The following is a 14933-nucleotide window of genomic DNA, read 5'->3' as shown; positions in this document are numbered from 1 at the left end:
TAGCATAGGAGAATCTGACAACTACCCTGTTTTGATCTGGTTAATGACCATATCGTAAACTTGAAGATTTACATTACTGTTGTAGATTGCTAGATTGGCATGGTGCCAAAACGTTATCTAGCTAAAAGCGTAAGCGTTTTTGTATAACTTTAGGAGAATTTCTGTTCATGAATCTCATAAGAACGATACGTAAAACTCTAGTGCCCATCCATTTTCATGGCTGGCCATTTGTAATATCTACTTTTGCACTCTCAATACTTATCGGTATATATATTCATTGTATATTTTGGATAGGACTCATCTTAACCTTATGGTGTGCGTATTTTTTTCGAGATCCAGAACGAGTAACCCCTATAGATCCAGATTTGTTTATAAGCCCTGCTGATGGATGCGTATCCTCAATATGCAGTATCTCTCCCCCCCCAGAATTGGAACTTGACGACGAATCAATGATTCGTATTTCTATATTCATGAATATTTTTGATTGCCATGTAAATCGTATACCTATCAGCGGTGAAGTTATAAAAAGCGTCCATCGTAATGGGAAGTTCATGAGTGCTGATCTTGACAAGGCCAGTGAACACAATGAGCGTCATAGTTTGGTGATTGAGACGATTCACGGAAAAGTTGGCATAGTACAAATTGCAGGAGCCGTCGCACGCAGAATAGTTTGCTGGATTAAACCATCTATGGAGGTTGAAACGGGAATGCGATTCGGACTAATCCGCTTTGGTTCACGGGTAGACATCTTCTTACCAAAGCATGCCAATATACGCACTGCAATTGACCAAAAAACCATAGCAGGAGAAACCGTTATCGCAGAATTTAACTCGACCAAAAGTCCCCTGCTGGTATGCCGCACTTGATAGGAAAGTGTTGCATGGTGTGTGATTCGATAATGTAGTGAGGAAATTATTGGTGAAAAACGAGAATCCTGAAGATCCTACTACTTTCCCTCCTAATCGAAGATTTGAGGGCAAACCTCAAGCACGCGAAGTTCGACCATTCAGATTTATTTTTCCTAATGTAATAACGATTCTTGCGATATGCGCAGGATTTAGCGGGATTAGGCTGTCCTTAGAAGGACAATTCGAAAAAGCAGTATATATGGTTCTCGTAGCAGCTTTCCTTGATGGTATCGACGGTCGAATCGCACGTCTTATGAAAGCAACTTCAAAATTTGGCGGACAGATGGATTCGCTCGCAGATATCGTTAATTTTGGTGTTGCTCCTTCTTTAGTAGCTTATATTGCAGTATTGCAAAAAGCTCATACCTTTGGGTGGAGTGCCGCTCTTGTATATACTGTTGCGACCAGTCTTCGCCTAGCACGCTTTAATGTGATGAACGAATGTGATCAAAAAGAAACTTGGCAAAATGAGTATTTTATGGGCATACCTGCGCCATTTGGGGCAATATTGCTACTTTTACCAGTATATATAAGCTTTTTAGGATTTCCAATCGGCACAATGTATAGCTATAGCTCAGCAGTCTACAGCATGATCATTGGTTTCTTATTGTGCTCACGATTGCCCGTCTGGTCTGGGAAAAGAATCAATATCCATAAAAATCTTCTCAGGGATTTCGCATTACCAGCTATTCTTGGGTCTGTCACTTATATAACATTTATGATCCATTTCTTCTGGGAATTTCTCATTATCAGTGTACTACTCTATGTAATCTTCTTGCCTATTTCATATTATTTTTGGCATAGGCGCTACGGTAAGCTAGAAATAGAGATGGCATCACACTCTGAAAAAAAGACGGATTTTCTGTGAATCTTTAATGAAAATTTACAAATTTTATTTCTTATAGTGATCTAATCTTTTGGGATTTCCATTTTTGGATCTTTGTCACATCGCCTTTTTATACCTTCAGGCTTTAAATCCTTTCGGGAAAATACATATTTTATCTCTTTTAAAAATACATTTTCTATCCAAAAACACAAGGTAAGCATGGGAATCTGTTTTGAAATCCAATTTATCAAAGATGTGCCATTTACAATCTTTTACGAGATACTTTCTGAATCTTAAAACTATAAATTTTATTTTTTACAGATCACTTTCATCCTAATGCATTTGTTTTAGGAAATATTATTTGAAAATTTCACACGATTCTAGGAATTCAATAAAATCGATGGGGAAATGAGTCTACAGTAGAATGATCAAAATCAATCAGCCTCAATTCTTAATAAAGAGAAATTTCATTTATAATAATTTTATAACCTTGCTACTCTATAAAGATACAATAAAAGCATAATCAATACCTTAATATCCAACTATCTCTGCATCAGAGTTCCGTCGGTTTTACCATAGATTTTGAGTTATACCCCTCCTAACCTTTTAACGCCTCTTTTCATCACAATGATGAAAATAATGTATGCTTTGCAAGAGCCTTACTGAAATGAGGAGAATAAGCCGTCTCTTTGAGAAAATTCATCATAGACATCAAAAAATCATCTAAAGCTTTGATTATAAATCACTATTTTCGATAATTCGAATACCAAATATTTCCAAGGATATATAAAAAAACTAGAAAATAAACACTAAAAGCACAAATTAACAAGATACTTCATCCTGCAAGAGATAAGTTCTAGAAAAGTGATCCTACATTAGAAATTGCAAAATATCCTGAAAAACCATATATTAATTCACATATCCAAAGATTTTATCTCTATTCATTGTATTTTTTATGTCTTTAATGCGGTTATATTAAATGCAATATGAGATATTATAAAAATATTTTTTATCTCATAATATTTTAGGATCCGATTTTGCGTTATCTGTGGTACAGCCTGACTATATTTATCATTTTTCTAGTAGGGGGATTTTTATCGTTTGTGCTATCTGTTTATTCTCTAAAAATACCTAAAAATCCCTCTGTAAATGCTATTATTGTCTTGACAGGAGAAACTAACCGGATAGAAAAAGCATTTGAATTGCTTGAAAATAAAATAGGAGAAAGATTGCTCGTGTCAGGAGTTCATCGTTCTATTAGTAAAAATAAATTTCTCCAAAAAAATCCTCAAAAAAAGAATTTAATAATGTGCTATGTCGATATAGGATACGAGGCGCGCAATACTACTGAAAATGCTAGAGAGTCATCTGAATGGGCTAGAAAGAACAGATACAAGAAGGTTCTTATTGTCACTAGTGACTATCATATGCTTAGAAGCATCTTAGAACTTAAACAAATAGATAAGTTTACGAGGTTCATTCCATATCCAGTTGTCAGTAACATTGCACAAAGAAATGTTTTTATCTCTAAACTGCAAATGTTAAAAGTTCTCTTTATAGAATACTTAAAAGTGATATTATCATTCACACGAATATCTTTACAGCCTTTGTTGCAGTATAAGATTATAGGATAATCCTAACATAGGTTATGCCATGATTCTCATTCGATCTATAATTTTCAATATACTCTTCTGTATCAACATTCTTCTGGCAGCTATCATCTCTATTCCATTGTGGCTGCTCTCTACGAAGAAGCAGTTTATGCGCTTTGCTAGGATATGGGTTAATATTCAACAATTACTGTTGAAATATGTCACAAAAACATGTTTGAAGGTTGAAGGATTAGAACACATCCCCCCAAAAGGATGTATCATAGCGATTAAACATCAATCTTCTTGGGATACTATTTTCTTTTTGACATGCCTCAATGATCCCATCTTCATAGTAAAGCGTAGTATATTTTACATACCTTTATTTGGATGGTATTGCTTCCGACTAGGTATGATTGGAGTTGATCGCAATTCCAAGCGGATCGACATGAGGAATATCATAAAGCGTTCTCAGAAAACCGTTGAACAAAATCGACAATTAGTAATATATCCAGAAGGAACACGTCGCCCTCCAGGCGCAAAAACTATCTATAAAAAAGGCATTGCACACATATATAATTCTCTTTCCGTTCCAGTCATACCAATTGTTGTACACGCTGGATTATTTTGGCCACATAAAGGATTTATGCGTTATCCAGGGAATTTTAAAGTGCGTATTTTGCCGCCGATTCCTCCTGGTATGCCAAAAGAAGATTTTTTTGCAAAACTTCAGGACAACATGGAATACGAAAGTAAAAAACTTTTACTGGAAACTATTCAGGAGAATCCTCATTTGCCTCTTCCAATTTCGGCAAAGACAACTTACGAAAAATTACTAGAAAATCACACACCTTAATCTGAAAAAAACCTTAGTTATGTGATTGATATGTGGAACCCATTTTAAATGATGGAGACTATGATTTGCGTATAGAAACTTTCTCCTGTTTTTCATATGTTTCTCACAATATTTGTAAAGTATTGAACTCGATTGCACCTTTCGTTACGGAAGATCTTTATGCTCATATCTCCGTTGAGAGACGAGTTGAGGAAGAAAAATTGGTATGCCAGAGGTACAATGGCTTTCACTGACCTTTACAGATTCTTCTTCTTAAAAACCTTTATTGAGACCAGAAAAACACTCTTAGAAGCTTAAACTTGCAATTAACAACAATAAAGGAACCTTTTCGAAACCACATCCATCGTCACATATTAATGACGATAGCATTTTGGATTGCTGTTTTCGTTATCTTATTGTTTGGCATAGTATTGTTTATTAAAAAGAGGTTTATTTTTCTTCCTATTAAAGAAAAATTGATTAAATATTTTGCTGATGTTTATGAATAAAACGGCAAAAAACTATACCACATCAGAGTATTAAAAAAATTAGATGTATAGATAGAGGTGTTTTAGGAGGCTTCGTAGTAAGAGAAGACAACTTATTGCACCATAGCAAGTGCTGGATAAATTAAAGAGGCATAGTTCTGGAAAATGCACAAGGCGACGATACCGCATGGATCCGAAGTAAAGCACAAAAAAGGAAAAGGCAGTTATTGCTGGATCATACTATAGTTGACAACGCTCGGATATAAAACAACCTGCAATTATTCTCAGATGCTCAAAAAAAAGGACATCTCTACCTTTGCAACAATATAAAATCTGCCATACTAGATATATCCTATAAGTCTTAGCTTGGAAAAACCAAATATCTCGTAACGATATAATAGATATCCATTCACTTCTTACGAAATATCCGACGAACCATAATCCAAGCGATGTTTTTTTTTCAAAAGGACTTTAAATTGATGGAGGAAAAAACTTTGATCAATAACCCAAACTCCATCAGAACATCTGAGAGGATTGTAGCCGCCTGTCCCTATCCTTAAAATCTTTTTTCACCATATGTAGAGTGATATTAAAAATTATACTGATCATTTGTAGACTAAAATCTCAAAAGATTGATTGGCGAGATAACTCATCAAAACCATACAACATTCAAATAACGAGATCTATCCAACCTATGAAAACGTCAACATAAACCAAAATCTCAATGTAGAAACCCACACAATCAATCTCCTTATAATAATTTATTTTTGAGAAAAAAGAAATATTTGACGCGTTTAAATGATGGAAGATGATTTATTATCACGAGTCGATACAGTTGGAACCAAAACTGGCGGAAGTATACGTTTTGTCCTAGATTCTACTACCGGCAATCCTTGATATAAAATTTTTCTCGCTTCAATCAAATAAACACCAGAAAATCCTGGCCAAAATGTACGACCAATCTTTTCAAATAAAGACCACAGTCTCAGAATAAAGACCTTGTTCGTTGGAGGGAAAAAAAGCGCTCTTGATATACCAGAAACCGTAAAATTTGCCTCCTTCAACAAAGAAATCATCTGGTGACACGAATAAGGCTGACCACAACCAAAAGGCGTATATTCCATTCGTGCCCACATACCGCATCGGTTAGGAATCACAATAATAACACGACCATTAGCGGATAATACTCTCCATATCTCATTCAACATCAAGCAAGGATCCTCAGCAAATTCCAAGGAATGAACAACTAAAACACGATTAATTGAAGCATCAGATAACGGCAATTCCTCTTCAGACACTAATGCCGTTGCAGAAAGATCTTGATATGTCCAACTTATCGCGCCCTGTCCAGCAGGCATAAATGCCAAATTGCGTTCTACTTTTCCACTAAAACATTCCAAAAAAGGAATCGCATAACCCAATCCCAAAAGACGATCTCCGGTCACGTCGTCCCATACTGTTGTCAGTACTTCAGAAATAGCATCCTTGGCATAATTGCCAAGACACGAATCATAAAACTGCTGAAGCTCAATAATATCAACCCGCATCTATAAAAACTCTGCTATAATCAATTCATATCTAAAAGTTATAATTAATCTTTCCTAAATGAATGTAAACCTTTTCGTAAAACTTCCCTCATAGGAATTAAAAGCTATGAAACCACTTCATATAGTAACTTCTCTTTGCTGTGACGATAATTTTTGTACTCTCATTCATGACAGTGAAAGCCAGCTAACAGCTACTATTGACGCTCCTAATACTAAAATAATTTTGAATATTCTAGAAAAAAAAGGATGGATTCTTACACATATCTTCAATACACACCATCACAAAGACCATATACAAGCCAATTTGGAACTCAAAAAACTGTTTAATTGCACAATATTCGGTCCCTTAAAAGAATTCCATAAAATCCCAGGCATTGATTATGCCCTTTCTGATAAAGAAATTCTAAATTTCGGGAAACATCCTGTGGAAATATTCTCCACTCCAGGACATACCATCGGACATATCTGTTATTATTTTTTAAAAGATCGCCTCTTTTTCGTTGGTGATACTTTATTCTCGTTAGGATGTGGTAGAATATTCGAAGGAACTTTCAAAGAAATGTTTGATTCTTTACAAAAGATAACCTCTCTACCAGAAGAAACATCTATCTACTTTGGACACGAATATACGTATACTAATGCCCGTTTTGCGCTATCTTATGATCCAAACAACTTAGAATTACAAAAATATTTTTCCAATATAAAATCTCTCCTCAACGAAAAGCGCTATACGAATCCGACAACACTATCTCTTGAAAAAAAAACAAATCCTTTCTTGCGAACAGACGATTTTACAATACGAAAAAATTTGTGTATGAAAGACAAAAGTAATCTAGAGGTTTTTACGGAACTTCGTAATCGTAAAGATAAATTCAGATAAGCATCTCGCCCTAAAAAACGAAATCCATCTTTAAAATTTGATACAGAGAACAACAATTTTTGTGATGTATAACAAATCCCTTAAATCTCATGAACCCCGAGAATTTATATCTTTGATTCCATATTGTTTCTCATAGGAGCGCTACGCACTATTGGGATATTAATGCTGCAAAGGTTTTGGACTGGTTTTAGCCTATCAATAACAATCCTGATTTAATCTTTCTTCGGATGAGAAGTCCCTTGTACTTTTTTCTTTTAACTGGGCTCATAATATAAACACAAGCCATTGATTATAAACTATATTTATTCTTAATTTTCATATTAAAAACCAAGGAATGTAAAAAAAACCCAAAAATCATCAATTAAATGACACTTTTCTCTTCTTCCTCATAGCTTTTTAATAGAGCTTTATCAACATACCAAAAGCCTTAAATACAAGGAACAACATCTTGGGTGAATAAACATAACCGCTCCAAAAGATCTACCTCAAACAATTCCATTTAAGATGTATCATACTCCAGAGGAATCTCATGGGTTTATTGAGGTTTTAAAATATGCTTTTCGGTTTTTGCTTGAAGATTTTTGGCTATGCATGATGTAAAATCCACCAATAATGAGCCATATGAGTTGTACTCATATAACTTTTTGGTTTTATATTGTAAGCGATCTTTCAGCTCTAAATTTAATGCTTTTTGAAAAGAAGCACATAAAAGTAGTAGGCACTTGCTGAGAGCAAAAAGTCCGTTTTTTAATGACTTTTTCCAAGGATACAATGGAGAAAAATTCATCTTACGGGTACTTAAAAGTTTGTCTGTTAGAGAATATTTATTCGTTGAGAATGGGAAAAGTTATAGTTTATGATCTTGTTATGATAGGGGCTGATCCAAATGGTTATGCTTGTACAATAAAGACTTCACAATTCAATAAATTGAGCAAAAGGTATTATCTTGGACAGAAATGCTTATCAGCGATAATGAGCCCAGAAATCGAAAATGATAAAAGGAAATTCGCAGATAGATAAAGAGAAAATTGCGTTTTCCTAGAAGGATTTATATCAAAATCGCCTATCCAATCACTCAAACTTAAAAAGTATAGAAAATTTCAGTCCAACATCGTATTTCTTCTGCGAAAAACCGTCATTATACCGTCACTCTTATTCTGAACTTTGAAGATCCTATCTTTCTATCTACAACTCTTCTTTGCGAATTCCAGATTTAGTAATATCCACAGCAGGAAAAATACGCTTATCAGATCTTTCCATATCATAAAGATCTTTTTTTAAAAAAAGCTAAAAGCCAGATCAATGCCTCGAAGAGACATCCTTTCGAAAAGCCTATTTAATCTTGGGCCAAAGAATATCTATCCTATTAAAAAAAATCCCTCATATAATTATACGATACTCTTTTTTCTACTCATACAATAATCTTTGAGGAGTATAATTATACGCTGAATTATAAAATATAGGGCTCAATTTTTCTCACACGAAATTACCTTTTATCCTTACAATAGCATATACAAAGAATGCAAATTCCAGAAAACTTTTGTCTTAGCCCTTCTAGTCATATGATAACGCTTTTCATCTATAATAAATATCATGCGAACTACTTTCCAAAATTGGTGCTACCGAAATATGCCACGTGGTATCTTCATCCATATGATTCGGCTTCTGTCCGAAAATAAGGAGATAAAGAGGATCTACAGATAATTTTCTAATATATAAAAAGAAGAATAGGATTTTAACCTATACATGTCGTATATTTTGTAAAAACCAATAATACCAATCTAAATATCCTCCCTTACCAAAATACGCGGTTCTTTTTGTGCATGCTTTCGCAAGCTATATGCCGGATATTTTACACTAAGACTAGTATTTTTTATACTACGGATGTATGTAATCATATCTGGGAAAATTATTGGGATATCTTCAATACAGAGAGTTTATAGTTGTGTATGCTATCTGGAGTAAGATTCTTTATAAGAGATGATTTTTCGAGATCAAAAAATGAGAAAGAATTCTTCTCTATGCAAGCTAAAGGAGTAAGTATAGAATGTCACGTGTATGTGAATTAACTGGAAAGACCGTTATGTCAGGGAATACGGTCAGCCATGCGAATAATAAAACAAGACGCAAGTTTTTCCCAAATCTTTGCAATGTCACATTAATTTCAGACGTTCTGGGACAAAGCTATCAGTTGCGTGTTTCGAAACATGCTTTGCGCTCAGTGGAACATAGAGGAGGACTTGATAAGTTCCTTTTAAAATCCAAAAAAGACAAGCTATCTTCTCGCACTCGTCTTCTGCGTAGCCAGATCATTAAAAAATCTTCTACAACATCCTCTTGAAACCTTCTCTCAAGTCTTTTTGCATATATTAGGGATAATCTTGAGGTTTCGGAAGTGAGAATGGTGACATGAATAACGGCAAAAAGGGTGATAGACCCTCTCGCCGAAAGACAAAGAATTCCCCCGCTTAAAGTTAATCTGAGCAAGGATTAGCTGGATTCTATTCGTTCATAAAATTATGTCATCTTTTCAACCGAAAGGTATGACTCTTTTTAGGGACAGAGGACGTTTTTCAAAGTGATCACTTTTCATAGTCCTCAGAAATACACCCAATCCAAAAAAAAACTGTTCCAAAGCGTGTTTTTTAATGAGGATAGCCATTTTTATAAAAGATGTGCCACTATCCACTTTCGTAATCATCCAACGAGAAAAATATTATATCTTTGATGATCATTTATACTCTTGAAGGACTTAAAAACTTCAAGATGGCAAAGTGAGCTATTGCCTTTTATTCAAATCTATAGTGTTCTGTCATTATTATTCAGCCCCCTTTCCCCGGTAGAAAAGTTCCATTGACTTAATGCCCATCGTTGATTGATAAGAATCATGCCCGTCAAGAGATGAAATACAGTTCCGTTCTAAAATCACTGTAGAGATCACCCCTCAACACAAAGAAATTCCAAAATAAAAGCACGTTGATATTACTTTCACGAAAAAGAGGTTGGAAACCATCACCTAAACGAACACAAAAACTGTTTTTGAAGGATTTGATAAGGATGTTTTTATCTCTTGATTTGATCAAAATATACATATTTACAATAGCAGGAAAAGCAGTCGTCCAGAAGATTGGAACAAGTTCAATCCTCATTCAATACCCGCATTCTTTTGGAGTGATGCATTTTCTTAAATATGATAGCTTGTTTAGCATCAAGATCCCTGCATCTCAATCTTTCGAAACGATATCTATCTGATTCTGAACCTCAATATAATCTCCATCCAAAGAAGATTCGCTCTTACTTCGCAAGGAAAACATAATTCAAAGTGGGCAGTATTTTTCTTTCTCTGATTCTTTGGTTTTTTACTCATTATTGCCCAAAAAATTTCCCAAAACCTATGAAATTCATCTAATACATCGCCCTTTTCCATAATATAAATGCGTATTTCTTTAAAACGCTGGCATTTTTTATCTATACTTGGATAATATGACCTCTATATCATCTTATGATCCATAAGATTCTAAAAATGAAGAAAACCAATATTTCAAAAAACTCTATACTTAACATATTGTTTTAAGAATATTTTGAAGACCCAGAAATGTTTTAGAATAAATAAATGGGTTTTCAGGAATTGTCTTTTAGAAGGGATAAGAGATTTTCTAGATAGTGCTGATAATGCATCTTTTATTATACCCGTATCAGTATAAAAAACCCCAAGAGAGTTTGCATCCATACTCCCCCAACAACTACATCAGAAACAAATCCATCGCATCATCTTTTATCTCTGGCTTGATTCACTCAACGGAAAAATTTTTATCCAGAACAACCTAACAAAATCCAGATTGCTTCAAAAATCTATAAGCCTGAACTACAGCCTGAAATCTCTCTTCTGAACCACGATCCCCACCATTCGAATCAGGATGATGTCTTTTAACCAAATTCTTATATTGTCCTCGTATCTCCTCTGGAGAAGAGTCAGATAACAATCCCAAAGTTTCAAATGCATTACATTCCAAAGAGTTCATGCGACGCACCACCGATCGACCAGAAGCAAAAGAATTACCATTCTCTCTTTTACCCTCATCATTAAAACCATCTTCTAAGGGATACCTTTCTGCATATGAAATCACTGTCCAAGTGAAACGATGTCCAGTTACAGCTTCTTTTTGATAACGCCCAATCTCATCGTCAGAAAGGCTCAAAAAATAATTATATCCCTTGTTGTATCTCTTAACATGATCAAAACAAAAAAGGAAAAATTGTCCTTCAGCGCCACTTCCCACCGGTGCACGATATTCCCCTATGCGCTTACAGCTATCCCATTGACATACAGAGGAAGATGCAGCACGCGGAGCAGATTTCTTCCCCCGTTTTCGGGCTCGGATACGGTCAAAATATTTTGAATCAAGCTTCATAACGATTTACTATGACTAACTATGCAGGTTAAAACAAGAAATTATAAACAACTAATACGACTATGACCACAACTTACATTGATAGGAAGAAAAATGCAAAGCACATGTACGCCATTTAAAGCTAGAATAACAGAAAAACTCCAAACCTCACTCACTCCAAAGGAGCTCGAAGTCATAAACAAAAGCGACCTCCACATTGGACATAAACCAGAATTTGATGGTTCTGGGGAAACTCATATTCATATACGTATCATATCCACAGAATTCATAGGAATGAAACGTATATCACGACACAGGAAGATATACGATATTTTAAAATCAGAAATGAACGACGAATTACATGCTCTATCCATAGAAGCTCTCGCGCCTGGTGAAAAATATACTCCGTAGAACCATTCACTTCCTCTTAATCCCATAATCTTCAAAATTCAAAAACGTTTTGAAGAAAAGACTTTGACACCACTTTCAAAACATCACTTGTGAAACAAGATTTTCTTTTTTCTCATGTCAACATAAAATCCAACTTTCCCTCATGATTGTCCTTATCCTACAGCATAGGTATCCTTTTGTTGATTTATAGTTTCTTTTACAAAAAAGAAAGCGATCGCTGATATTCTAGAATCATTCCAACAGGAAAACGTCTCCATCCAAAGAAAGATATTTCCTATCGCATTTTAATACACGACAAAAAATCATATCCAAAATCAAGAATGATAGTTACGATGCAACTTCTTATGATAGCTTAAACATAAAAAATTACCCTTGTGCAATATATCATAGTCACCATCCTCAATTCAAAAATTCGGAATCAAAAACAAAATCATATTTAACAATTGCGACATAAGAAAAACAAAACCCACATAATTTCTTAGAACATCTCCGTCAATAACAAAAAACTTTATTGTTTAAAAATATCTATAAAAATTTTCCTTATAACGGATATTTTTATTCCTATCATTTTACTTATAGAGAGGAATCAATCTGTGTATGCGCACCAATGAATGCGGATTTTATTAAGCAAATCCTCCCGCAATGAACAACACTTGTACTGCTAAAAAAGCAAATCCTCAATGATTACCTCTCCAAAAGAGGTGGGTTGGTAAAACCAATAAGGTCAATATAAAAAGTATTAATGCCATGTTTTTTTTATGCTTTAATGCTCCGCCAGCCGATTTTTTATGGCAAGATACGAAATCGCTTGCACTTTGTGCGTTAATTGAAGACATTGCTTTTTCTACAAAACACAAGATCGTGATGGTCATTGTATAAGGGGGATTGTTTGTTGTCGAATCTTCTACTACGTCACATATCTTCCTGGGAATCTCAAATTTTTTCGTTTTTCACGAGTGCCTAGAAAACAACCGAGGCGACACATAAAATCCTATAAAAACCATCCTTTAATATGCTCTAATACTTAAAAATACACTGGGAATCGATCTATATTTATCATTACAATAACTTTGAAACCTGCTTAAATATGCCATTCCAACCTATTAATGAGCAGTAGCTATTAATCAAAATGACGGGATCATAAGAACGTGCAAGGCTCATATGAATAACTTAAAATTTTGTCTTATATTTTTCTTATCCGTTCAAGATACCTAAAATCGGCTAATCTTCTGATAACAGAATTAGCTGTTTCATCCTTGCAACCATTAGATGAATGCAAAATCATATCTGCCTGTGCATATATCGGATGCCGCGATGCCATTAAATCCCTCAAAGTTTCCTGTGGATTTACAGTATCAAGCAAAGGACGATTATCCTTCCGTTTGATCCTCGTCCACAGAATATCAAAATCAACTTTCAACCATAAGCTTATCCCCTTTTTCTGAATATATTCTCGAGATTTATCATTGATAAAAGTTCCACCTCCAGTCGCAATAACACAAGGACCTCCTTGCAAGACGGTCTTCAAAACTTGCAATTCTAAAGATCGAAAAACGTCTTCTCCCCGAATATGAAACAGATCCTGTATGGTCATCGATGATAATTTTTCAATTTCGCAATCAATATCCACAAAAGGAATTTTAAGTTTAAACGATACCATACGACCAATCGTCGTCTTACCTGCTCCCATCAATCCAACAAGAATAATTTTTTTTTCTCTTAAAGTTGCACGCGCACGCAACAATATACACATTCGATCAAAATTCATCCTTTAAAACGACTTAAAAGCAGAAGAGCAAAAATTTCAGCAAATAAATGAAAATTTCACACATAACCATCTAGATGAAAGGAAAAATTCCAAGTTTTTTCCTCAATAAAATGATAGAATATTTATTTAACAGAATCACCTCAATATCACTATCAAGAAATATATATTCTTATGGATGTATTCGGCAAAAGTGGGAACAAACATACCCTCAGAAAAATTAAAAGAGATTTGAAAACAAACGAACTACAACAAACAAAACTAATAAGCTCAGAAGTTTTAGAACTCTTCCTTGAAATGATGAGTTCCGAACGAGCATCTACCTTTAATACGCTTTCTTCCTACAAATGCGACCTTGAGAGTCTTCAACTTTTTCTAGAGAAAAAAAAAAATTCCTTATCTCAAGCATCTTCCAAGGACTTAATAACTTATCTACATCATCTATCTGAGGGAAATCTTGCAAAGCATTCTCAAAGGAGAAAAATATCTGCGATTCGACAGTTTTATGGCTTTCTTTACACTGAGGGACTGCGCAAAGACAATCCTGCCAGCTCACTTGAGCTACCCAAGAATGGCAAAATCCTCCCAAAAATCATAGGACAAAAGGCTATTGAACGGATTTTAAGGCAAGCTACGATGGAAGCGGAGAATCCCTCTCCAGGACAGTGGAAACGCATGCGTATGCTTCTGTTGACAGAACTCTTATATGCTACTGGTATGCGCGTCAGTGAGCTTGTAACACTCTCTTCTCATGCCCTAACTCTAAAAGAACGCACGATGATTATTCGCGGAAAAGGAAATAGAGAACGACTCGTTGTTCTTTCTCCACCTGCTCTCAATGCCCTTGAAATGTATAAAAAAATGCAAGCTAATATAGGAGAAAAAAAGAAGAGTCCTTGGCTCTTTCCTTCCTCTTCAAAGACAGGACACCTATCTCGCCAAGTTTTTGCACGAGAACTAAAAAATTTGGCTTCTCGTGCTGGAGTCGAGGCGGACATTATTTCCCCTCATATAATCCGACATGCATTTGCAAGCCATCTTCTTGAAAAAGGAGCTGATTTACGTGCCATACAAACGCTTCTTGGTCACGTAGATATATCAACAACGCAAATATACACTCATCTAGTACCAGAAAAACTGCAAAAGTTAGTAAAAAATCATCACCCTCTTGCTAAGAAGCAAAAGCAGTATTAAAACCTATCCCTGGTTTCATTGTTTTATATGGAGAGGTGGAGAAATTTCTTCCATGCATAATTATCTTGATTTTGAAAAATCCATATCCGACTTAGATGC

At 34.9% G+C, this 14933-nt stretch carries 12 protein-coding genes and 1 pseudogene; 10 read left to right on the top strand and 3 right to left on the bottom strand.

Annotated elements, in window-relative coordinates; all coding sequences use genetic code 11:
- Positions 1-167: 167 nt before the first annotated feature.
- The 4 genes from H0G72_RS02580 (at position 168) to H0G72_RS02565 (ending at position 4179) form a co-directional block, all read left to right on the top strand.
- Entirely contained in the window at positions 168-866 is a 699-nt protein-coding gene (locus H0G72_RS02580; protein ID WP_182017235.1) for a phosphatidylserine decarboxylase, read from the top strand.
- Positions 867-915: 49 nt separating this feature from the next.
- Entirely contained in the window at positions 916-1776 is an 861-nt protein-coding gene (gene pssA, locus H0G72_RS02575) for a CDP-diacylglycerol--serine O-phosphatidyltransferase (protein ID WP_220456085.1), read from the top strand.
- 1061 nt (positions 1777-2837) lie between these two features.
- Positions 2838-3368, top strand: a complete 531-nt coding sequence (locus H0G72_RS02570) for a YdcF family protein (RefSeq protein ID WP_310649478.1) — start codon at positions 2838-2840, stop codon at positions 3366-3368.
- A 19-nt stretch (positions 3369-3387) separates the two neighbouring features.
- Positions 3388-4179, top strand: coding sequence for a lysophospholipid acyltransferase family protein (locus H0G72_RS02565; protein ID WP_182017232.1), 792 nt, complete (start codon positions 3388-3390; stop codon positions 4177-4179).
- Positions 4180-5440: 1261 nt separating this feature from the next.
- Here H0G72_RS02565 and H0G72_RS02560 read toward each other — a convergent pair.
- Positions 5441-6193 carry a class I SAM-dependent methyltransferase gene (locus H0G72_RS02560; protein WP_182017231.1) on the bottom strand — a complete coding sequence of 251 codons (753 nt, stop codon included), beginning with the start codon at positions 6191-6193 and terminating at the stop codon, positions 5441-5443.
- A 106-nt stretch (positions 6194-6299) separates the two neighbouring features.
- Between H0G72_RS02560 and gloB the strand changes: the two genes are divergently transcribed.
- The 3 genes from gloB (at position 6300) to rpmB (ending at position 9414) form a co-directional block, all read left to right on the top strand.
- The gene (gene gloB / locus H0G72_RS02555; RefSeq protein ID WP_182017230.1) at positions 6300-7073 is read left to right on the top strand and encodes a hydroxyacylglutathione hydrolase; all 774 of its coding nucleotides are present in this window, start codon (positions 6300-6302) and stop codon (positions 7071-7073) included.
- 771 nt (positions 7074-7844) lie between these two features.
- Positions 7845-8093: a hypothetical protein gene (locus H0G72_RS02550; RefSeq protein ID WP_182017229.1), complete on the top strand. Its 249-nt coding sequence runs from the start codon at positions 7845-7847 to the stop codon at positions 8091-8093.
- Between the two features lie 1027 nt (positions 8094-9120).
- Entirely contained in the window at positions 9121-9414 is a 294-nt protein-coding gene (gene rpmB / locus H0G72_RS02545; protein ID WP_182017228.1) for a 50S ribosomal protein L28, read from the top strand.
- A 1483-nt stretch (positions 9415-10897) separates the two neighbouring features.
- On the opposite strand, the gene H0G72_RS02540 is transcribed toward rpmB, so the two are convergent.
- Positions 10898-11485: a J domain-containing protein gene (locus H0G72_RS02540; protein WP_182017227.1), complete on the bottom strand. Its 588-nt coding sequence runs from the start codon at positions 11483-11485 to the stop codon at positions 10898-10900.
- Positions 11486-11578: 93 nt separating this feature from the next.
- Between H0G72_RS02540 and H0G72_RS02535 the strand changes: the two genes are divergently transcribed.
- Both H0G72_RS02535 and mraY read left to right on the top strand, forming a co-directional pair.
- Positions 11579-11875 carry a BolA family protein gene (locus tag H0G72_RS02535; protein WP_182017226.1) on the top strand — a complete coding sequence of 99 codons (297 nt, stop codon included), beginning with the start codon at positions 11579-11581 and terminating at the stop codon, positions 11873-11875.
- A 753-nt stretch (positions 11876-12628) separates the two neighbouring features.
- Positions 12629-12751, top strand: a pseudogene (gene mraY / locus H0G72_RS06225) (phospho-N-acetylmuramoyl-pentapeptide-transferase); the annotation flags it as partial.
- A gap of 307 nt (positions 12752-13058) precedes the next feature.
- On the opposite strand, the gene H0G72_RS02530 reads toward mraY, so the two are convergent.
- Positions 13059-13643, bottom strand: coding sequence for a shikimate kinase (locus H0G72_RS02530; RefSeq protein ID WP_182017225.1), 585 nt, complete (start codon positions 13641-13643; stop codon positions 13059-13061).
- Between the two features lie 228 nt (positions 13644-13871).
- Between H0G72_RS02530 and H0G72_RS02525 the strand changes: the two genes are divergently transcribed.
- Complete coding sequence (locus tag H0G72_RS02525; protein ID WP_259345107.1) at positions 13872-14834, top strand: tyrosine recombinase; 963 nt, start codon at positions 13872-13874, stop codon at positions 14832-14834.
- The last annotated feature ends 99 nt before the right edge of the window (positions 14835-14933 follow it).

The organism is Candidatus Liberibacter sp. (assembly GCF_014048425.1).
Classification (GTDB): Bacteria; Pseudomonadota; Alphaproteobacteria; order Rhizobiales; family Rhizobiaceae; genus Liberibacter.
Note: the sequence above shows the minus strand (reverse complement) of the source record. Positions and strands in the feature narration are given on the sequence as shown.

Coding starts and splice junctions, on each gene's coding strand:
- H0G72_RS02580 (WP_182017235.1), top strand. CDS start 168: ATGAATCTCATAAGAACGATACGTAAAACTCTAGTGCCCATCCATTTT.
- H0G72_RS02565 (WP_182017232.1), top strand. CDS start 3,388: ATGATTCTCATTCGATCTATAATTTTCAATATACTCTTCTGTATCAAC.
- H0G72_RS02560 (WP_182017231.1), bottom strand. CDS start 6,193: ATGCGGGTTGATATTATTGAGCTTCAGCAGTTTTATGATTCGTGTCTT.
- gloB (WP_182017230.1), top strand. CDS start 6,300: ATGAAACCACTTCATATAGTAACTTCTCTTTGCTGTGACGATAATTTT.
- H0G72_RS02550 (WP_182017229.1), top strand. CDS start 7,845: ATGGAGAAAAATTCATCTTACGGGTACTTAAAAGTTTGTCTGTTAGAG.
- rpmB (WP_182017228.1), top strand. CDS start 9,121: ATGTCACGTGTATGTGAATTAACTGGAAAGACCGTTATGTCAGGGAAT.
- H0G72_RS02540 (WP_182017227.1), bottom strand. CDS start 11,485: ATGAAGCTTGATTCAAAATATTTTGACCGTATCCGAGCCCGAAAACGG.
- H0G72_RS02535 (WP_182017226.1), top strand. CDS start 11,579: ATGCAAAGCACATGTACGCCATTTAAAGCTAGAATAACAGAAAAACTC.
- H0G72_RS02530 (WP_182017225.1), bottom strand. CDS start 13,643: ATGAATTTTGATCGAATGTGTATATTGTTGCGTGCGCGTGCAACTTTA.